We start from the raw sequence: 21,619 nt of genomic DNA, 5'->3' as shown, positions 1-21,619 counted from the left end.
TCGCTACAATAATGTGAGATATCTCATATTTTTTATAGGAGAGAGTAAAAAAATGCATATTTTAACAGCTGAAGCACGTGCCCATTATCTTGAAAAATATCCGATTGATGATTTTTTCTCATTTGATATCAATCCTTATCTAGAAGTCCGCCAGTTCGACAAGGGAGAGTGGATCTTCCAGGAAGGCTCCTTTCCAGATACAGTGTATTACATGATAGAAGGAAAGGCGAAACTCTATATGACACATAAAAATGGGAAGGTTTCACTTATTGAATACCTAGAAGCACCACTTTTTATGGGGGAAATTGAGTTGCTGAATGAGGCAAGGTATACAAAGGGGATACAAACTGTCACCAAGACAATTTGTTATTCGATTACGCAGTCATGTAAGGAAAAGTTACTTGCGGATGCCTTATTTTTACGTAGACTTTGTGTGTTTTTAGGGGAAAAAGCCACAAAAATGACATCTAAATATACACAAAATCAAGCATATCCGTTGGAAAATCGCTTAGCGGCATTTATCCAATTATCTGCCGATCAAGGTGTCTACAAAGAAAAGCATACGGAAATCTGTGAGTATTTAGGGGTTTCTTATCGTCATTTATTATATGTATTGGCACAGTTTTGTGAAGAAAAGATATTGGAAAAGCATAAGACTAGCTATCATATTATTGATGACAAGCGTCTTGCTCAGCTAGCACAAGAAATACAATGAAAAATACCGGAGGGTCTCAAAGATTATTTGAGGCCCTCCTTCTTTCATTCATAGAGGAGAGCGTAATTGCCTACTTCAAAATAATTATTCTAGTCAAAATAAGTATTCTTTCACTGTACAGAATTGAGCTGTGATAAAACTCCTGTATTTTTCAAATAGCAGAACCAAAAAAGTTATAGGTCTTTAGATATGGTTCTTTAGAATTTATTTTGAACTAAAATCTTACATTTTATAGATTGTTTTTCTTAGTTTCTGTGTTTATACTATTTTTAACTATGACATCTAAGAATCACTAAAAAACATCAACAATAATAAAAAGGGGGGAGCTGCGATGCCCTTAGCCCATTTGCTATGGCTATGCAGCGAGAGAAAAAATGTTTTTTTCTAAGAAAGTAGCTGGAGATTATAATTATTTTTCTGCAATAAATTTTTCAGATATAGAATCCAATGAGCGATTCAAAGAAAAACTAGATTTTTTAGCTTTTTCGAAAAATCGGAGGGAGCTAGTTCGTTATTTACGTACAATTTACGAGAATAATCGACAAGACATTTTAGACAATTTATCTGACCGTTTAAATGACGTACAAGATTTTGCCAAAATAGCAGAGAAGTATCCTGACATAGGTGGAGACAAGCAATTAATTGATGATTATTTTGAGAGCTTGTTTGAGGATGAATTGAACCTTCAATATGTTTTTAAAAGAAGGAAATTATCATCCATACTTTTAAGTGTTGGCATATTACCAAATCAAATCATTGCGATTTATATGTTAATTAATCAATTGATTATTCCACTCATCGTAAAAGAATTAGCTCGAAATCCTAAAAACATGTTGGATGTTTTACTCGCATTTGAAAGTCTATTGAATATTGATCAGCAAATTATCTTTGAAACGTATATAGAAAACCAGGCAAATTCTGTTGTGACAGGATTAGGAGAAATTATTAAATATAATACACAACTCAACTCAATCAAAGAATTAATCGAGTTCCAAGAGGTGCAGCAAAAGGAGATAGTTGCCGCAAATCAATCGATGCAGGATTTAGAAAATAGCATTGAAGAAATTGCTGTTTCTGTAAGTGATATTTCAGCTCAAACTAAAACAGCATTGTTTGAATTAAATGAAGACCTAGCGTCTTTAAAGCATATTACTTCCATTTTGCAAGTAACGGATGAAAGCCAAAAATCAATGCAGGTAAATATCGGTCTTTTAGTAAACCATGTCAATAGTGTGGCAAAATTAATGGAATTGATTAAAGCCATTGCTGATCAGACGAATCTTCTGGCACTCAATGCCACAATTGAGGCAGCAAGAGCGGGAGAGGCAGGAAAGGGCTTTACGGTAGTAGCGGAAGAAATACGTAAATTGGCTGATGATACAAAATCGTCCGTACTTTCGATTCATACGGACATCAATGAATTACTGCTCATAACGGCAGACATACAATCCGTTACACAGCAATTTGCCAAAGATTTGCATAAAGGCGTAGTCGATACAGCGATGATTACAGAAACACTTACAAATTTAAACGATAATATTCAACAGCAAGGTATCCGTTTTGGAGAGATTGCAGAGACAGCTAGAAGTCAAGCTGCATCGGCTAACTACATTGCCGAGTGCAATCAAAATATTACTGAAAGCATGGACAAAAGTAAGGAAATTGTTTTTCATATGGGCTCCTCTATTTACCGACTGAGCAATATGATTGATGATTACCGTACCAAAACGATTTCCAATAATTACATCATTAGTCAGGAAGATATTATCGAATTAGCGATTACTGATCATTTGCTATGGAGTTGGAAAATTTATAATTTACTATTAGGCTTTGAAAAAATGTCTGAAGAAGAAATAGCCTCCTATCAAAACTGTCGTCTCGGTAAATGGTATTACGGATTAGGAAAAACATTGCTTGGAGATAAAGCTATTTTCAAAGAGCTCGAGGAACCGCATATGCTCATCCATGAGCTGGCAAAAAAAGCTGTACAAGCATTCAATCAAGGTTACAAAGATCAAACGGAAGCTTATCTTCGCGAAATTACCTTGGTTTCTCATAAAGTAGTGGATAAGTTACAGCAATTAAAAGCTCTTTTAGTGAGTGAAAAGCAGCAATATGAACGTTAAACATGTCTTAGGTTTTAAACATTTCTGGGGGAATTAAAATGGCCATAATTAAACTTAAATCAGTGCGACAGAAAAATTTATTTGGTTTTTTGCTTGTCTTACTTCTAATGATCATTCTTTCTATTTTCACAATCGAGTCGATGAAAAAAATTCATCGAGATACCAACCATATCATGCAAGAGCAGTTACCTTTGCTTATGCTGGATCAATCAATGGCCTTTAACACGGCAGAAAAAATTGCATTAGTCAGAGGGTATATTTTGACAGGCGATATTTCTTATAAGAATGAGTTTCAGAAATATGCTGAGCAAGCCAGTACCCTAGAGGAGGAATTGCTGCAACAAACGGAATCTCCAAAGACTAAGGAGCTGATCTTATTAGGAAGAAAATGGGATGAAATGATTGTTGAAAATGTTTTTCCTCTTTTTGAGCAGGGAAAAATTAAACAAGCTGAAGCTATTTTAAATGGAGAGGCACAAAACTATGCAAGAGAATTAATGAGTGGTTTTACAGCTATGGCAGACGAGCGCAAGCAGGATGTATTAGAACAAGGTATCCATGTGATTGAAATAGGAAATAAAAATATTCAATTCAACTCAATTTTCACTATTCTGATAGTTCTAACGGGAATAATTATTGCGATATTTGTGACAAACGGCATAGTGAAACCTATCAATTTGGTTATGAAACGTTTACAAAAAATTGCTGAAGGTGATTTAACGGATCCACCATTGAAAGTTAAATTTCAAGATGAAGTGGCAGAACTGATGAAGGCATCTAATTTTGTTAGTGAAAATAATAATCGGTTATTGCAGCAGGTAAAAGTATCTGCGAAGGAATTACATCAACAAATTGGCTATATTGCACAATCTGTAAAGGATGTATTTAATGGTTCAGAGCAAACGACGGAAACGATGATAGAACTTGCCTCAGGGGCCGAAGCACAAGCAAATTTAGCAAGTGAAATGGTTTCTAAGATGGACGTATTTTCTAAAAACATTTGTGAAATGAATGAAAACGGTCAGCACATATTTCAGAAGTCACATGACATCTTAGCGATGACTGGTCAGGGCAAAGAATTAATGGATCAATCTTTGTTACAAATGTCCATCATCCATGAGGTATTTGAGGGAACAGTAACAAATGTCAACAATTTAGAAAAGCAGTCTCAAGAAATTAATCAGCTTGTCACCGTGATTCGGGAGATTTCGGACCAAACGAATTTATTAGCATTAAACGCTGCAATTGAAGCGGCTCGTGCAGGTGATGCCGGAAAGGGCTTTGCTGTCGTTGCGGAGGAAGTAAAGAAATTGGCAAATCAAGTTTCCTATTCTGTAGTTGAAATTACAGGCATTGTGGAGAAAATTCAACAAGAAACTAACACGGTGACAGAATTTCTGCAAAAGGGATATGTAGAAGTCGCGAGGGGATCAGAGCAAATGAAAATGACCGGGCATACCTTTGAAAATATTAATGAAGCCGTTAAAATGGTGACGATTACTATCCAAGATACATCTAAAAGAATTGAAATCGTCATGAAGGATAGTGAAAGTGTCAGTAAAATGATTGAGGAAATAGCTGCTGTCACAGAGGAGGCTGCAGCCAGTGTGGAGCAAACCGCCGCATCAGCAGAGCAATCCAGTAGCTCGCTTCAAGTTGTTACGAGCAGTGCAGATCAGCTAACGCGAACAGCCGATCAACTAGAGGAATTAATTCAGTTCTATAAGCTATAAATTAAAAATGGTTTTGACTTCTTTAAATGAAGTCAAAGCCATCATGTTGTTGAAAAAAGATTATGTCACTAGTAGAAAGAGACCTTTTTAACAAGGCGGGGGGGTGATTTCCGTTCCGCTAGCGTCCTTTCCAGGGGACGTCCGATGAGCCGCTTCACTCACTTACGTTCGCTCCAGGATCTCCTCTGTGACGCTGGCTCCACCCCAATCAACCATTCTGCAAAGGTGTCTTTTCCTTTTCTTTCATACTAACAGTAGTGAAAAATGTGGAGAAGCGATGCGTGACAACAGCCCTTCATAAAGTGTTGAGAACACCTTCACTTTGTTTGAAAACCTTTGCTAAAAGTGGAGGAAGGCTGCTTGATTCTGGTGGGATAGCGAGACAGGCGAGCTCTAAACGAAGCGGTAGCGGAGGAAGTGGCTCGGCGCTCGTCTACAGGAAAGCAAGTAGCCTGCAACGGCAATCCATTTTCACCTTTCACACAAATTCTATGGATGGTTTTGACTTCTTTAAATGAAGTCAAAGCCATCCTTGTTGTATTCACTTTTTTTAATGAACCAGCGAGCGATGTCCTTACCACTATTGTAGAAGTCCACCTCATTTACCTTGTTTTTTTGGATGGAGATGTCAGGTATGTTTTCTAAAACGTCAAAAGGTAAAACACCGATACATATAGGATTGTTTGATGGAAATTTTCCATGCAGCTTACGGCCAGTTTGTATCGCTTCACTATGCTTGTTTGCAGTATTTTGTGTCATATGGAATGCAAGTAGTTCTCCTTGTGCCAATGTTGTGCTTGATGAGTAACCAGTACTTTTCATTCAACATGCCCCCTTTTGTCGTTACATTTATTGTACAAGACTAGATGGGAAAATAGCCGTTATTTACAAGGCTTTTACAATAACTTTAAGGTTCATGGAAGATTTAGTAATTTGTAACCGTATTCATACCGTTATGGGATAAAAACCATAGAAAACTGATATAAATTCTTTTTAAAAAACTCATACTCAAACTATTGTGAATTTTTCTAACACGAAGTATTATTGTAATTAGATTTAACGTGAAAGTTTTCACAAAGTCACGAAATCGTTAGGAGGAATTTTTAATGAGTGCAATTCGAGTAGGTATTGTAGGATATGGAAATTTAGGACGTGGTGTGGAGTATGCCATTTCACAAAATCCAGATATGGAATTAGTAGCGGTGTTCACACGACGTGATCCTTCAACAGTAAACGTAGCAAGCAATGCGAGCGTATATTTAGTAGATGACGCTGAAAAATTCCAAAACGACATTGATGTCATGATTTTATGTGGTGGTTCTGCAACAGATTTACCAGAGCAAGGTCCACATTTTGCACAATGGTTTAATACAATTGATAGCTTCGATACACATGCGAAAATTCCTGAATTTTTCGATGCTGTAGATGCAGCGGCACAAAAATCTGGTAAAGTATCTGTTATCTCAGTTGGTTGGGATCCAGGTTTATTCTCTTTAAATCGTCTACTAGGAGAATCAGTATTACCAGTTGGTACAACATATACATTCTGGGGCGATGGCCTAAGTCAAGGACACTCAGATGCTGTTCGTCGTATCGAAGGTGTTAAAAATGCTGTTCAATACACATTACCGATTAAAGAAGCTGTAGAGCGAGTTCGTAACGGTGAAAACCCTGAATTAACAACACGTGAAAAACATGCACGTGAATGTTGGGTTGTGTTAGAAGAAGGTGCAGATGCAACGAAGATTGAACAAGAAATTGTCACAATGCCTAACTATTTCGATGAGTATGACACAACAGTGAACTTCATTACTGAAGATGAATTTAAAGCAAATCATACTGGTATGCCACACGGTGGTTTTGTCATTCGCAGTGGTGACAGTGGTGCAAACGATAAACAAATTCTCGAATTCTCATTAAAACTTGACAGTAATCCAAACTTTACATCGAGTGTATTAGTGGCTTACGCACGTGCAGCACACCGTTTAAGTCAAGCTGGTGATAAAGGTGCGAAAACAGTATTTGATATCCCATTCAGCCTACTTTCGCCAAAATCAGCTGCTGAATTACGTAAAGAATTACTATAATCATAGCTAATGATCCCGATTATCATAGAGTTGATAATCGGGAATTTTTTTAGCCTAATTGTTTGCTGAAATAGGTTGCCAATGAAACGGTACAGTTGTGTTATGATGTTTTGTCCATTGTAAAAAATCATCTACATGTCTAATGCCAAATTCCAAGACAGCTTGATAAATAAAAATAGAGGCGTATTGTGTAGGAAGATGAAGTAATGCTTCCTTTATATCAAGAATGGCTTTTCTAGTTTCCACTGTTAAATGATTTTTCATAAATGGTACTAAATCTTTTGAGATGGCACCATTGTGGCTATTTGAAAATAACCACATATCAATATTCCACTCAACTTCCTCCGCTCGGTAAAGCAACTTAAAATAATGTCCCTTAAAATCGGAACTTGTATAATCTCTATATTTTAGTTCAATGACATTCTTGTTCTGTGTGAGCATGGCTAATTCGCTCATTATGATGTGAGGATTAGGCACATCACAAAATGTTTCGAGGTCAATATCGGGGGAAACCATCAAATTATAAGCAGCTGCCCCTACTAAAAAACATTCGCCTACAGTACTCCATTTCTGAATCAATTGTAAGTCAGTTAAAACGCTTTCTGCTTGTTGTTTCTTTTTCGTTGCTCTATCTAGACTGTTCATTTATCCACTTTCCTTCTAAATTTTAGTAATATAACAGATTACTAAAATTAGGCATAAAATGCAAACGAAATTCTACTTCCATTCCCAAAACAAAAAATGGGGATGAAATCTATAAAATTACATAAAAAATATGGTAAACTGTCAATAATTTAATAATCTGAATTTTTGTAGAAATCTTTGTAACCTTACAAAATATGGAGGTTATATTTATATGACAGCGGAAATTATTATTCAATCAAAATGTATGGCGCCAAATCCTTCCACGCATTGCATTAATAGAGCGACACTTATGCGAACATTAAAGAAAAGCCATCATCACACTTGTACCTTTCTGCATAGTGGTGCAGGGTATGGTAAAACAACCATTCTAACTCAATTTCTTGCTAACGAATCGAGTAAATTTTCTTGGTATAGTATCTCGGATGAAGATGATAATCTATTACCCTTTTTGAGACATCTTTTTTTTAGCATACAGCGAATTGCACCAAATTTTGGTCATACCTTTGATGGGTGGAATCAATTGTCACGCTTTCCTAAGATGGATGAGCTCAATCGTTGGTATAAGCTATTTGTCAATTGCCTATGTGACATAGAGGAGTCACTACTTATTGTAATTGACGACTTTCATCTAGTAGATCATGTCTTTCCTATTAATTATTTCATGGAAAAAATCATTGAATTTGCTCCACCCAGCATTCATTTTATTATTGCTTCAAGAACACTCCCCAATTGGGATATTATGAGGAAATTAAAGCTGCAAAAAAGATGGCTGGTTATGAAAGAGGACGAACTGGCATTTACAACGGAGGAAATTGCGGTGTTTTTTGAAGAATATGTAGATGTGCATTTATCCGAGGCTGAAATGACCAAGGTATTAGAGATCACGGAGGGCTGGGCCATTAGTATTTCCTTATTGGCGGAGCAATGGCACCATGCTTCGTTAGATCATTGGCTAACGATTTCTACAAATGATCTATTCACTTACTTATCAGAAGAAGTTTATAGTACGATGACCGCTTCTGAGCAGGATACCATTTTGAAATTAGCAATTTTTCCTACCTTTTCTGCAGAGTTATTTGAAGCGTTTTATGGCGCTGAAATTGCACAAATACTGAATGCATTAACCCAGCGTCATTTATTTATCCAACCAGTGACAACAGATGGTTTATACCGTTTTCACGCATTGTTCAGTCGATTTTTAGAAATGAAATGGCGACAGCATCCAAGCCAATATACGGACCTTCATAAACAAGCAGCATTGTATTATGTAGACCGTCATAATATTCAATCTGTTTTGTATCATGCCTTTAAAACGAATGATCATGACTTTTGTGGGGAGCTATTACAGCTTCATGCAGAATCAATCGTACGTGCGGGTCAATTTGAATGGTTGTTAGAAAAAATCAATCGATTTACTGCACAGGAAAAAGACAAATTTTATAGATTATATTATTTCGAGGGAGAGTGTCATCGCTACCGAGCTTATTATGAAAAAGCAAAACAATCCTATGAAAAATGTGCAACCATCGCACAGCAACAGCGGGATCACCTATTTATGACAAAGTCCCAAGCCGGGATAGCCCATATATACTTAGACACCATTCAACCTGCTTTAGCAGAGCCCTATCTAGAGAAAGCATTAGAGCTAGCGAAACATACACCATTACGCAAAGAGGAATTATTAGAACTTCAACGGCAATATGCTGAAAATTTAGTGAACCTAGGGAAGGCCAAGGGTGCACAGCTCTTTATGGAGGACGTCGCATTGCCAGTGGATGTCATACAACGGGCGAATGTCGATGTTCGTGTTTTACTACGAACTGGACAACTACGGGAGGCCAAGGAGTTATTAGCACAGCGACTTGAATTACCGCCTCAGCTTGTTGCAACCCATCGAGAAAGTGAACTGCTGGCGGCTTTCGTTTATGCATTGTTAGGTCAAGGCAAAGAAGCCTGGTATGCTGCCCAACATGGTATTCGCAGAGGATTAAAAGAGAAGTCTATTTTCATAGAGGCGGTAGGCTATATCAGAAAGGCGCATGCCCTGCTGTTAATAGATTTCCCAGATCATCAGGGGGCATGTCAAGCCTATGAAAAAGCGTTGACGTTAATGAATGCCATTAATATTTCTCGTGTGAAGGCTGAGCCTTATATGGGGTTAGCCATTGTCAAACATTTTTTGGGAGATACGGTAGCGGCTAAGAAATACTTAGCACTGGGCTTACAGGAAACAGAGCAAGTTCAAGATGCGTGGATGACGGCTCTAATTCTTCTAGCAGAGGTAAAAATCATCCTTTCCCAGCAAGAAAGAGGGCGAGCGAAGCAATTATTAAAGAAGACACAGCAACTATTTCAAGAATGCGGTGATCGCAATGGCTTGATGCATGTTTTATTTTATCAGTCTGTGATTGCCATGCAAGAGCGTAATAAGAAGCCGTTTCAACAGTATTTTCAACAGTTTGCCCAACTATGTGTGGGGAATGGCTATGAATATTTCTTACAAAGGCCATCGATACTTGGTCCGAGCAATCGAATGATATTTTACGAGCTACTGCAATTTAGTCAAACTTGTCAGATGGAGCATCCAGCTATCTTAGCATTGCAAAGTTATTTTCAGGTCGAGGATAGCATCAGTTATCCGCAGGATGAGGTACAGATGAATCTTTTTGGGAGTTTAAATTTAATTCGAGCACAACGAAAGCTGGAAGACAAAGAGTGGCAGCGTGATAAATCAAAGGAATTATTCGTGTACCTCTACTGTCATCGCAATCGCTTTACACCAAAGGAAGAAATAGCACAGGCATTATGGCCAGATCGTAGTGTCGAGTCCTTAGATCGAGATTTTAAGGTGGTCTTAAACACATTACTCAAAGTGTTGGAGCCACAACGTCATGCAAGACAAGATAGCTTTTTCATTCAACGAAAAAATAATATGTATCAGTTACAAAATATCGCTTTTCTCCAAATTGATGTAGAACGCTTTCACTATTACTACAGCTTAGGAATAGAGGAATTTGATCCACAGTTGTCCAATGAATGGCTATTATTAGCGAAAGCGAGCTATACGGATGCTCTCTATGCGGAAAAAAAGCAAATCGACTGGCTTACGCAGGACCGTGAAAAGCTACAATTTTTATATATCGAAGTCCTGGAACGACTGGCACAAAACGCAACAAGACAACAGCAATTTAAAAAAGCCATTTTTTTCGCAGAAAAGATCCTGCGCGAGGATGCACTCTGGGAGGAAGCGTATCGCCTGCTCATGTACAGCCACTACCAACTCCAAAACCGCTCCCTGGCCTTAAAATGGTATGAAAAATGTGTCCAACAATTACAACAGGAGCTAAACACAACCCCCATGGAATCCACCATGACAGTCTATGATTTGATAATGGGTTAGCCAGTGTTGCTTTTAAGGCTAGGCGAAGTGGTTTAGTATTGGATGGGACTGCTTCATTGAGTGTGGGAAGTGACCCTTCTATGGGGAGAACTGCTCTTAAGTGGAGTCAAAGCGCTCATTTTATGGGGAAACCTGCTCCTAAGTGGAGTCAAGGCGCTCCAACTGAGAGTAGAGCCGCTCCTAAGTGTGGTCAAAGCGCTCTAAGTAAGGAGAGAGCCGCTCCTAAGTGTGGTCAAGGCGCTCCAACTGAGAGTAGAGCCGCTCCTAAGTGGGATTAAAGCGCTCTAACTAAGGAGAGAGCCGCTCCTGAGTGGAGTCAAAGCGCTCTAACTAAGGAGAGAGCCGCTCCTAAGTGTGGTCAAAGCACTCCAACTAAGGAGAGAGCCGCTCCTAAGTGATGTCAAAGCGCTCTAAGTAAGGAGAGAGCCGCTCCTAAGTGTGGTCAAGGCGCTCCAACTAAGGAGAGAGCCGCTTCTAAGTAGAATCAAAGCGCTCCAACTAAGGAGAGAGCCGCTCCTAAGTGAAGTCAAAGCGCTCCAACTAAGGAGAGAGCCGCTCCTAAGTGGAGTCAAAGCGCTCCAACTGAGAGTAGAGCCGCTCCTAAGTGTGGTCAAGGCGCTCCAACTGAGAGTAGAGCCGCTCCTAAGTGTGGTCAGAGCGCTCCAACTAAGGAGAGAGCCGCTCCTAAGTGAAGTCAAAGCGCTCCAACTAAGGAGAGAGCCGCTCCGAAATGATGTCAAAGCGCTCCAACTATGAGGAGAGCCGCTCCTAAGTGGAGTCAAGGCGCTCTAAGTAAGGAGAGAGCCGCTCCTAAGTGATGTCAAGGCGCTCAATCAAAGAGGAAAGCCGCTCATAAACCGTGTCAACCCGCTCCAACTGTGGAGTAGACTATATACAATGTACAAAAATGTACCGTATTTGGAGGAACAACAATGTCATTTTGTCAGACGAATAAAGCGAATATTTACTATGAAGTTATTGGAACAGGGACACCTATTATCATGCTACATGGTTTTTCTCCTGATCATCGTTTGATGAAGGGATGTATGGAGCCTGTTTTTATAGAGCGAGAAGGATGGAAGCGTATCTATATTGATCTTCCAGGAATGGGGAAGACAACAGACTATTCATCGATTCAGAACTCAGATGAAATGCTAGAAGCAATCATCGAATTGATACACACAATCATTCCAAATGAATCCTACTTGTTGGTGGGTGAATCTTACGGTGGCTATTTAGCGCGCGGTATTATGAGAACGTCAGTCGATCAACTTTTAGGTGCTGCCCTTATTTGTCCTCTCATCATTCCTGAAAAAGAGCAACGTACAGTGCCACAGCATTGTATTGTACAAGCAGATGCTGCTTTTTTATCAACATTAAGTCAGCAGGAGCAAGATGATTTTGGGGCTAATCAAGTCGTCTTAGATGCCTATAATTGGGAGCGCTATACAACAGAGGTGTTGGCAGGGTGTAACCTAGCAGATCAGGCATTTTTAGAAAAAATTCAGCAAAGCTATGGATTTTCCTTTGCCGTTGACGGACAGTCCTTTGACAAGCCAAGTCTCTTTTTACTTGGAAAACAAGATTCCGTTGTTGGCTATCAAGATGCTTTTTCGATTTTAGAAAAGTTTCCTAGAGCAACTTTTGCCATATTAGATATGGCGGGGCATAATTTGCAGATCGAACAAGCTGAATTGTTTACCAAGCTGATGAGTGAATGGTTGAATCGTGTAGAGGGAGGGGTGGATGAAAGTGATTTTTGCAAATGAAAAATTATTTTTAAGAGAATTCACGCAATATGACTGGATTGATGTTCATAAATATGCCTCACAGGAAATTGTTTGTAGGTATCAAACATGGGGACCGAATACAGAGGAGGATTCAAAAGAATTCATTCAGGATGTTCTCGATGAAGCAACACAAACACCAAGGGAAAGATATGTTTTTGCGATTATTTATCAAGAAACGTTAATAGGTGCGGTAGAAATCATGATTCAGGATTTTACAAATAAGGTCGGGGAAATTGGCTATATCGTGAACCCTGATTATTGGGGGAAGGGAGTAGCAACGCAGAGTGCTAAATTAATGATCACTTTCGGCTTTGAAACATTAAAGCTCCATCGTATTTGTGCAACCTGTGATCCTAGAAATATTGGATCAGCAAAGGTTTTAGAAAAAGTAGGAATGTTAAAAGAAGGAGTATTACGTGAAAATATGCTAATGAAAGATGGCGTTTGGCGAGATTCATTATTGTATAGTGTATTGAAACAGGAATGGTCATCATGTTAAAAGTTATGCATTAAATGAACATTCTGCATTTTATTGGATATGTTGAAATCCTTTTTGTAGATTGTCCTCATCGGAAATTACAGAATCAAATGAGGAACTACAAATCTTTTAACACTTTTAAATTTTTAATAAACAGTTCCATAACGTCGATATGGATAGTTGTCCAATCTTGATATGCTGAAGGTATTGAAACGTCTTCCATGTTCCTAATTTTTTTTTGATAACAAATTCATTTCATTAATGTAGTTTTTAAGCTTCACTATATCTTTTTTAGATCCTACTGAACCGTGACCAAGGATAGCTTTTTGAATGGCCAAGTTATTTACTTCTTCTAAAATATTTTCCCATTGTGTTGGATTGGAATAAGGGAAAAATGATGGATGCATACCGACAAATAGAAGGTCAGCCATAAATATGATTTCATCTTCAGGTTTATAAAGAAAAGAATCACAGGGAGAATGACCACCTCCCAGTGTTATTATTCTAGCGGTACGTTCTGTTCCGAAAATAGTAAATTCATGAGTAAAAGTATATTGCGGCAAAACTAATTCCAGGTCAGGGATTGAGCTTTCCATCTCTTTTAAAAAACTTATTTCATTCATTTTTTGTATGTCAGTGGAAGCGACAAGGGAGGCAATGTATTTTTTTAACCCTTCTAAATCTGCCTTTTGTTCAGCAATTTTTGCTGGATGGTTTTCTTTCATTTGTTGAAGTGTTATTTGACTAGAAACGATATGACAATCTTTAAATACTTGGTTTCCTCTCGTATGATCACTATGGAAATGACTGTTAATTACCCAAGAGACGGGTTTATTTGTAATATGTACAGCTATATTTCTTAGATCTTCAGCTGCTTGTTGCGTGTTAAATGTATCAAAAATAATGGTTTTGTCCCCTAAATCAATGAGACCAGCATTTCCAAACGCGCCACCCCCATCCTTTGCAATAGCGGCATAAATACCTTCACTTACTTTTTCAAGATTAAAATGTCTGGAATAATATTCACTCATTAAAATTCCCTCTCTTTTTTTAGGTGTTTAGTAAAGATAATACGAGTTGTTACATAAATATCCTACACTGTTCACTCTTCTTTAAAATACTTAAAGTAACAATACCATAAATGCCCAATTTGTAGATTATCGTCGCTATGAATAATCGCATTCGTAGGCGCTCCGCTACACTTTCGGGACATAAAAATGCTCTGCACTAAAGTGCAAAGCATTTTTTGTAACTAATTTGTAACTGGACTTTTATATAGTGTTGTCATAGCAAGAAAGCGCTTTCTAGGGAGCTTATTTTGAAGGGGGATATGGGATGAGGAAGCAGTGGTATTGGTTTCTTTTCGTGATGTTGGCTGTGGTGTTGGTGGCTTGTAATGGGGAAGACACGAAGGATGATGCAACGGATGCAGATTCTTCTGGTGGTGAGACGAAGGCGGTGACAGCGGAAGGGGGCACGATTAAGATTGGGGTGCTTGCTTCGTTAACGGGGGCGCTTGAGTCATATGGAAAGCAGACGCAGCGTGGGTTTGATTTAGGGATTGAGTATGCAACAGGTGGCACGATGGAGGTCAATGGTAAGAAAATAGAGATTGTGTATGAGGATACGGAGACGAAGCCAGAGGTGGCTGTGCAGAAGGCGACAAAGCTTTTGGAAGATGATCAGGTTGATTTTTTAGTCGGTTCTTCGAGTTCGGGTGATACGCTCGCTGTTTTACCGCTTGCCGAGGAGTATGAAAAAATTATGGTGGTAGAGCCAGCAGTGGCTGACAGTATTACAGGTTCCGAGTTTAATGAGTATATTTTCCGTACAGGTCGTAATTCATCACAGGATGCGTATGCTGCGGCAGCGGCTATTGCGGGCAAAGGTGTGAAGATTGCTACATTTGCGCCAGATTATTCGTTTGGCTGGGATGGGGTGAATGCCTTTAAAACGGCAGCGGAGAAATTAGGGGCTGAAATTGTACTTGAGGAATATGCAGATCCTGCAGCAACAGACTTTACATCCAATTTGCAAAAGGTGATTGATGCGAAGCCTGATTATTTGTTTGTTGTCTGGGCTGGCGCAAATTCACCGTGGAATCAAATTGCTGATCTTAAAATTCAAGAAAAGGGCATTAAAATTTCGACGGGTGCACCGGATATTATTGCCCTTCAATTTATGAATCCATTGGTTGGGATGGAAGGCTTCTCGGTGTATTATCATACGCTACCGCAAAATGATGTCAATAAATGGTTAGTTGATGAACACCAGAAACGTTTCAACGAAGTGCCTGACTTATTTACTCCTGGTGGTATGTCTGCGGCGATTGCCGTTGTGGAGGCATTGAAAAAATCGGATGGGGATGTAGATGCCAATAAGCTGATCGACATAATGGAGGGTATGTCATTTGAGACACCAAAAGGTACGATGACGTTCCGTGAAGAGGATCATCAGGCTCTTCAATCGATGTATTCGATTCGCTTAGAGCAACAAGATGGTGTGGAGTATCCAGTACCAGTGCTTATTCGGGAGTTAAGTCCTGAGGAAACGGCACCTCCTGTTATGAATTAAACAAATGAGAGGCAGCATGGCTGTCTCTCTACATATCTATTAGAAGGAAAGGGAGTAGAGAATGGAGCCGCTATTATACACTGATAATTTAACAATCCGTTTTGGCGGACACACGGCTGTGGACGGCGTTAATTTTCAAATGCCAGAGAAGCATTTGAAGTCCATTATTGGGCCGAATGGTGCTGGGAAAACAACATTCTTTAATTTGCTTAGTGGTGAGCTAAAGCCAACTGCGGGTGATGTTTATTTTAAAGGGCAATCACTTGCACAAAAGTCGGCTATCGAAAGAACACGTATGGGATTGGGACGTTCTTTTCAAATCACCAATGTTTTTCCAAACTTAACGGTCCTCGAAAATGTCCGCTTAGCCGTCCAATCCAAGGAGAAAATTCGTTACCAGCTATTCCGCCATTACAAAAGCTATAAGGCGATTACGGACAAAGCGGAGGAGTTATTGGCACTCGTTTTACTCGACAATAAACGAGATGCTCTTACAACGATGCTATCCCACGGAGAGAAAAGAAAGCTTGAGATAGCCATGCTACTCGCGTTAGATACAGAAATTTTGCTGCTCGATGAACCAACTGCAGGGATGTCATTAGAGGAAGTTCCTACGATTTTAGAAGTCATTCGGAGCATTAAACAGCAAGGGGATAAAACCATTTTGCTCATAGAACACAAAATGGATATGATTTTAGATTTATCGGATTCCATTATGGTGTTGTTCAATGGTCAGTTATTAGCAGATGGCTCACCAGAGGAAATTATGAATAATGATACTGTGCAACATGCATATTTAGGAGGGATGTACGATGACCACCTTACTGACATTAAATGAGGTTCACACGCATATCGGCCAATATCATATATTGCAGGGCGTTAATTTTGAAGCGAAGGAGGGGCAGGTTACAGTACTTCTTGGACGTAATGGCGCAGGAAAAACGACCACTCTGAAAACAATAATGGGATTAACGCCTGCAACAAAGGGTGACATTGCCTTTCGCTCTCATCCGATTAAAAAAAGCCCAACCTATAAGGTGGCGAAATTAGGGATTGGCTATGTGCCTGAAAATCAAGGGATTTTTGCAGATTTAACGGTAGAGGAAAATATGAAGGTAGCGATGCGCAAGGAGGATACGGCGACATTAGAGCGACAGCAATATGTGCTAGAGCTGTTTCCTGACTTAAAGAAATTTTGGAAAAAGGCTGGCGGGCATTTATCTGGTGGTCAAAAGCAAATGCTATCCATGGCAAGAGCCTTTATCAATGATAGCCAATTAATATTGATAGATGAGCCTTCCAAGGGACTTGCTCCTATTGTTGTGGAAAAAGTGATGGAAGCGATTGTGGAAATGAAAAAGAAAACGTCCATTGTTCTCGTTGAGCAAAACTTTATGATGGCTAGTCGAATTGGTGATACCTATACATTAATCGATGATGGCAGAACCGTAAATTCGGGCAATATGCAGGATTTGATTCATGATGAAGAACTAAAGCGCAAGTATCTTGGCATTGGATAGAGGGGGTGACCATCATTGGAGTTATTCGTCAATTTAATCATTAATGGCTTGGCCACGGGGATGTTGATTTTTCTACTAGCAGCTGGTTTGACGTTAATTTTCGGTTTAATGGATGTATTGAATTTTGCGCATGGTGGATTATTTGTTTGGGGGGCTTATGCGGGGATCTTTACCTATATGTGGACAGAAAGTTTTATCGTTGGGATTATAGGTGCGATTGTGACAGGAGCGTTACTTGGACTGCTGACAGAGAAATTTATTATTACGCCTGTTTACGGCAATCATATTCAGCAAATTTTAATTACCTTAGGGCTGATGCTTGTTTTGCAGGAGCTTATTAAGGTGGTCTTTGGTCCGAATGGTGTGGCAGTGAAAACACCGAGTTATTTAGCAGGAAGCTGGGAAATTGGTGATGTGATCATCATTAAATATCGTTTATTTATTATTGTCATAGGGTTCATCATTTTTGGTATTTTCCAATATATGCTGAAGCGTACGAAGATTGGCTTGATCGTTCGTGCGGGTGTGCAGGATAAGGAAATGGCACAGGCTCTCGGTATTCATATTAAGCGTGTATTTTTATATGTTTTTATGGTAGGCGCAGCTCTAGCGGCACTAAGTGGGATGCTGATGGCTCCCTATTCAGGTGTGATCTATGCGGAAATGGGTATGGAATATGCTATTTTAGGCTTTATTGTCGTGGTAATTGGCGGCATGGGTAGTTTTTCTGGCTCCTTGCTGGCAGCGATTTTAGTAGGGCTTGCGGGTAGCTTTATGGCTTATTATGTCCCTGTGCTGTCACTGGCAGTCAATATGATTTTAATGGCCATCGTTTTAATTTTCCGTCCACAGGGGCTGTTTGCGATGCGAAAGGAGCGAACATCATGAATAAGAAAATAACCTTACGCTCGATCGCATTTTTTCTGTTACTTGCCATTTTTATTATCCTTCCTTTTGTTAATGATTCACGCACGTTACTTATTTTACTCACGCAAATCTTTATTTTTGGGATATTGGCGATGAGCTATGATATTTTACTAGGTTATACAGGCATCGTCTCCTTTGGGCACGCCATGTTTTTCGGCATTGGCGCCTATACAACAGCGGTCATGCTGAAGCAGATGGATAACACACTCTTGATCTTTGTACTGTCCATCGTGATTGGCATGATACTAGCAGGCTTCATTAGTTTTTTAGTAGGCTTATTGACCTTGCGCTTAAAAAGTCATTTTTTTGCAATGCTCACACTAGCCTTTTCGGGGTTATTTTTAGTCTTAGCTGAAAAGTGGCGCTCTGTCACATATGGCAATGATGGCTTTACTTTTCGAGCACCTGATTTATTTAGAGATCGAATGACCTTCTATTTCTTTGTGCTAGCAAGCCTAGTTGTTATCTTTTTGGCACTCTACCGTTTTGTTAATTCGCCGACAGGTCGTATTTTAATTGCCGTTCGTGAAAATGAACAACGGACGAAATCATTAGGCTTTAATACGTTGCACTATAAAGTCATTGCCTCTGTTGTGGCAGGCATTGTAGCAAGTTTTGCTGGTTCCTTATATGCAGTGTCATTGCGCTTCGTCAACACAAGTGTCATGGCAATGGATATTACACTGGATGCTTTGTTAATGACGATTATCGGTGGGGTTGGCACTTTAGTGGGACCTTTATTAGGGTCGGCAGTCATCGAATATGCACAACATGCATTGTCAGGGCTTGCGCGAGATTATCCTATTTTCGAACGTTGGATTATCTTCTTTGGGATTCTTTATATTTTAGCCGTTATCTTCTTCCCTAAAGGTATTATTGGCTCACTAAGACTGCTGTTTTGGAAGTGGCGAGGAAGGCTAAAGCAACGAAAAACGACAGGCCCCCTGCCACAGGAAAAGGAGCGATTTGAATGACAGTTGGTATTGTTAGTACAGGTATTTATTTACCCCAACAGAAGATGACATCGCAGGACATAGCGGCTGTTTCCAATATTCCTGAGGACATTATCCGTCAAAAAATGGGCATCCATGAAAAGCCAATCCCAGGTAAGCATGATCATACAGTGCAAATGGGGATCTGGGCAGCACAGGAGGCGATTCAAAAAGCAAATATAGACCCTAAGGATATAGATGTTGTCATTTATATGGGGGAGGAACATAAGGAATATCCACTCTGGACAGCCTCCATTAAAATGCAGGAGGAGCTCGGTGCAGTTAATGCATGGGCATTTGATGTGCAATTACGCTGCGGCACAACGATCATGGCGTTGAAAGTGGCGAAAAGCTTAATGGCCTCAGATGACACGATACAAACCATTCTTTTAGCAGGTGGTTATCGCAATGTTGATTTTATCGATTATAGCAATCCGCGCACGCGCTTTATGTACAATTTGGCGGCAGGTGGGGGCGCCATGTTAGTACAAAAAAACTATGAAAAAAATCTGCTACTAGAGGCAGATTTGATAACGGATGGTTCTTTCTCAGAGGATGTAGTTGTACCAGTTGGAGGAACGAAAAATCCATTAACTCCATCTCATTTAACCGAAAATTTATATAAGCTTGACGTTTTGGACCCCATTGGGATGAAGGAGCGGCTAGAACAAAAATCTTTAAGCAATTTTTTGAAGGTCATTCGCAGTTCTTTAGCGAAAAGTGGATACAGTGAGGAACAGCTGGATTACTTAGCGATGCTGCATATGAAAAGATCTGCACATGATTATATTTTAGCGGAGCTTAGCTTACAGCAGGAGCAGTCTATTTATTTGCAAGACTATGGACATATTGGTCAGATCGATCAAATTTTGTCCCTACAGCTAGCACAGGAGCAAAATCAAATTCAAGCAGGTGATATTGTGACGCTCGTTAGTGCTGGCATTGGCTATGTTTGGGGAGCTATCACAATACGCTGGGGATAAGGGGGAAATGGCATGGTAAAAAAGATTCAACTAGCAAATGGGGAAACGATGGCTTATCGCACGCGCTTAGGTGGAGGTCATCCTTTAGTGTTGGTCCATGGCAATATGACATCTTCGAAGCATTGGGATATTCTGATGGATGCTTTAGATGAGAAATACACCATTTACGCGATAGATTTACGTGGCTTTGGCGAATCGTCCTATCATAAGCCCATTACTGCTATTAAAGATTTTAGTGATGATGTCAAGCTTTTTGTGGATGCCATGCAATTGCAAAGCTTTGATATGATTGGCTGGTCAACAGGTGGAGCCGTCTGTATGCAGTTTGCGGCGGATTATCCAAGTCACTGTCAACGAATGATTTTACTGGCTTCTGCTTCTACACGTGGCTACCCATTTTACACGGATTTGGGAACAGGCAATCCAGCCACCTTTAAGCGAGCCTATCATTATGAAGAGGTACTCGTGGATACATCGAAAACAAAGCTGATTCAAGGCTTCTATGAGTCAAAAAATGCTGAAGGCTTACAGTCTATATGGAATGCGTTAATTTATACGCATCAGCAACCAGAGGCTGAAAAATATCAAGAATATGTGGAGGATATGCTTACACAGCGGAATTTAGCAGAAGTATATCATGCTCTCAATACATTTAATATAAGTGCTGTTGACAACGAGGTGGCAAAAGGATCACAGGATGCCCTATTGCTCCATATCCCAATTTTAGTGCTACGAGGGGATCGAGATTTAGTGATTACAGAAGAAATGAATGCTGAATTGCTACATGATTTAGGCAAAACAGCACAGTTTGTAAGCTTAAAAAATTGTGGACATTCACCTTTGATTGATGATTTAGCACAATTAACAGCTGAAATTGAAGCCTTTTTAGAAATTGGAGGAAGACAGTATGCGTTTAAACAATAAAGTGGCAATCATTACAGGTGCTGCAAATGGCATCGGCTATGCGGCTGCAGAACGTTTTATCGAAGAAGGAGCATGGGTATTTATCGCTGATTTTGATGACAAGGCAGGCATTTTAGCAGCGCAACAACTTGGGGAAAATGCAGTGTTTATACAAGTAGATGTCGCAAGTAGAGAGAGCGTTAAACAATTGGTGACATCAGTGATTGAACAGGCAGGCCGCATTGATATTTTAGTAAATAATGCGGGAATTACAAGAGATGCCATGTTGACAAAGATGACGGAGGACCAATTTCAGCAGGTGTTAGATGTCAATTTGACAGGGGTCTTTCATTGTACACAGGAGGTCATTCCCTATATGGTGGCAGCTGGTGGAGGCAAGATTATTAATACATCCTCAGTTAGTGGGGTTTATGGCAATGTTGGTCAAACCAATTATGCAGCGACAAAAGCCGCGATTGTAGGTATGACAAAAACATGGGCGAAGGAATTAGGGCGTAAGGGAATTAATGTCAATGCAGTGGCACCTGGCTTTACTGAAACAGATATGGTCAAAAAAATGCCCGAAAATGTTTTGGCTCAAATGCGCTCAATCGTCCCCCTACAACGCTTAGGGACGCCAAGAGATATTGCCAATGCTTATTTGTTTCTAGCATCTGATGAGGCCTCCTACGTCCATGGGCATACTCTTCATGTGGATGGCGCGATTATGATGTGATAGGGGGTAG

Annotated in this window: 18 protein-coding genes; 15 read left to right on the top strand and 3 right to left on the bottom strand. The window is 39.7% G+C overall.

The features are described from left to right. Positions 1 to 52: 52 nt before the first annotated feature. The 3 genes from yeiL to MHB40_RS13090 all read left to right on the top strand — a co-directional run bounded on the left by yeiL (position 53) and on the right by MHB40_RS13090 (position 4,574). Positions 53 to 715, top strand: coding sequence for a transcriptional regulator YeiL (gene yeiL, locus MHB40_RS13100; RefSeq protein WP_342440634.1), 663 nt, complete (start codon positions 53 to 55; stop codon positions 713 to 715). A gap of 374 nt (positions 716 to 1,089) precedes the next feature. Beyond that, a complete protein-coding gene (locus MHB40_RS13095; protein WP_342440633.1) occupies positions 1,090 to 2,841 on the top strand; it encodes a methyl-accepting chemotaxis protein in 1,752 nt (583 codons plus the stop codon). A 38-nt stretch (positions 2,842 to 2,879) separates the two neighbouring features. Beyond that, entirely contained in the window at positions 2,880 to 4,574 is a 1,695-nt protein-coding gene (locus MHB40_RS13090; RefSeq protein WP_342440632.1) for a methyl-accepting chemotaxis protein, read from the top strand. Between the two features lie 510 nt (positions 4,575 to 5,084). Here the strand turns inward: MHB40_RS13090 and MHB40_RS13085 are convergent. After that, positions 5,085 to 5,396 (bottom strand): hypothetical protein, encoded by a 312-nt coding sequence (locus tag MHB40_RS13085; protein WP_342440631.1) that lies wholly within the window; start codon positions 5,394 to 5,396, stop codon positions 5,085 to 5,087. Between the two features lie 284 nt (positions 5,397 to 5,680). Between MHB40_RS13085 and MHB40_RS13080 the strand changes: the two genes are divergently transcribed. After that, complete coding sequence (locus MHB40_RS13080; protein WP_205443726.1) at positions 5,681 to 6,661, top strand: diaminopimelate dehydrogenase; 981 nt, start codon at positions 5,681 to 5,683, stop codon at positions 6,659 to 6,661. Positions 6,662 to 6,715: 54 nt separating this feature from the next. Here the strand turns inward: MHB40_RS13080 and MHB40_RS13075 are convergent, their stop codons facing one another. Then, a complete protein-coding gene (locus MHB40_RS13075; RefSeq protein ID WP_342440630.1) occupies positions 6,716 to 7,306 on the bottom strand; it encodes a hypothetical protein in 591 nt (196 codons plus the stop codon). 211 nt (positions 7,307 to 7,517) lie between these two features. Between MHB40_RS13075 and MHB40_RS13070 the strand changes: the two genes are divergently transcribed. The 3 genes from MHB40_RS13070 to MHB40_RS13060 all read left to right on the top strand — a co-directional run bounded on the left by MHB40_RS13070 (position 7,518) and on the right by MHB40_RS13060 (position 12,995). Beyond that, positions 7,518 to 10,706: a BTAD domain-containing putative transcriptional regulator gene (locus MHB40_RS13070; RefSeq protein ID WP_342440629.1), complete on the top strand. Its 3,189-nt coding sequence runs from the start codon at positions 7,518 to 7,520 to the stop codon at positions 10,704 to 10,706. A 932-nt stretch (positions 10,707 to 11,638) separates the two neighbouring features. Beyond that, entirely contained in the window at positions 11,639 to 12,475 is an 837-nt protein-coding gene (locus MHB40_RS13065; RefSeq protein ID WP_342440628.1) for an alpha/beta hydrolase, read from the top strand. Then, positions 12,459 to 12,995 (top strand): GNAT family N-acetyltransferase, encoded by a 537-nt coding sequence (locus tag MHB40_RS13060; RefSeq protein WP_342443739.1) that lies wholly within the window; start codon positions 12,459 to 12,461, stop codon positions 12,993 to 12,995. The genes MHB40_RS13065 and MHB40_RS13060 overlap by 17 nt, the downstream gene beginning before the upstream one ends. A gap of 206 nt (positions 12,996 to 13,201) precedes the next feature. On the opposite strand, the gene MHB40_RS13055 is transcribed toward MHB40_RS13060, so the two are convergent. Continuing rightward, positions 13,202 to 14,005, bottom strand: coding sequence for an MBL fold metallo-hydrolase (locus MHB40_RS13055; protein ID WP_342440627.1), 804 nt, complete (start codon positions 14,003 to 14,005; stop codon positions 13,202 to 13,204). 304 nt (positions 14,006 to 14,309) lie between these two features. Between MHB40_RS13055 and MHB40_RS13050 the strand changes: the two genes are divergently transcribed. From MHB40_RS13050 to fabG, 8 genes are all read left to right on the top strand, one after another. Further along, positions 14,310 to 15,548 carry a substrate-binding domain-containing protein gene (locus tag MHB40_RS13050; protein WP_342440626.1) on the top strand — a complete coding sequence of 413 codons (1,239 nt, stop codon included), beginning with the start codon at positions 14,310 to 14,312 and terminating at the stop codon, positions 15,546 to 15,548. Between the two features lie 61 nt (positions 15,549 to 15,609). Beyond that, positions 15,610 to 16,386, top strand: a complete 777-nt coding sequence (locus MHB40_RS13045; protein ID WP_342440625.1) for an ABC transporter ATP-binding protein — start codon at positions 15,610 to 15,612, stop codon at positions 16,384 to 16,386. Beyond that, on the top strand, positions 16,361 to 17,068 hold the full coding sequence (locus tag MHB40_RS13040) for an ABC transporter ATP-binding protein (protein WP_342440624.1): 708 nt from the start codon (positions 16,361 to 16,363) through the stop codon (positions 17,066 to 17,068). Before MHB40_RS13045 ends, MHB40_RS13040 begins: the two co-directional genes overlap by 26 nt. A gap of 15 nt (positions 17,069 to 17,083) precedes the next feature. Then, entirely contained in the window at positions 17,084 to 17,956 is an 873-nt protein-coding gene (locus MHB40_RS13035) for a branched-chain amino acid ABC transporter permease (RefSeq protein ID WP_342440623.1), read from the top strand. Then, positions 17,953 to 18,969, top strand: a complete 1,017-nt coding sequence (locus tag MHB40_RS13030; protein ID WP_205443715.1) for a branched-chain amino acid ABC transporter permease — start codon at positions 17,953 to 17,955, stop codon at positions 18,967 to 18,969. Before MHB40_RS13035 ends, MHB40_RS13030 begins: the two co-directional genes overlap by 4 nt. Next, positions 18,966 to 19,970, top strand: a complete 1,005-nt coding sequence (locus MHB40_RS13025) for a 3-oxoacyl-ACP synthase (RefSeq protein WP_342532461.1) — start codon at positions 18,966 to 18,968, stop codon at positions 19,968 to 19,970. Before MHB40_RS13030 ends, MHB40_RS13025 begins: the two co-directional genes overlap by 4 nt. A 12-nt stretch (positions 19,971 to 19,982) precedes the next feature. Continuing rightward, positions 19,983 to 20,894, top strand: coding sequence for an alpha/beta hydrolase (locus MHB40_RS13020; protein ID WP_342532460.1), 912 nt, complete (start codon positions 19,983 to 19,985; stop codon positions 20,892 to 20,894). Further along, positions 20,878 to 21,609, top strand: a complete 732-nt coding sequence (fabG, locus tag MHB40_RS13015) for a 3-oxoacyl-ACP reductase FabG (protein WP_342440619.1) — start codon at positions 20,878 to 20,880, stop codon at positions 21,607 to 21,609. Before MHB40_RS13020 ends, fabG begins: the two co-directional genes overlap by 17 nt. Positions 21,610 to 21,619 lie beyond the last annotated feature (10 nt).

Source organism: Lysinibacillus sp. FSL K6-0057, assembly GCF_038630885.1.
Lineage (GTDB): Bacteria > Bacillota > Bacilli > Bacillales_A > Planococcaceae > Lysinibacillus > Lysinibacillus fusiformis_F.
Note: the sequence above shows the minus strand (reverse complement) of the source record. Positions and strands in the feature narration are given on the sequence as shown.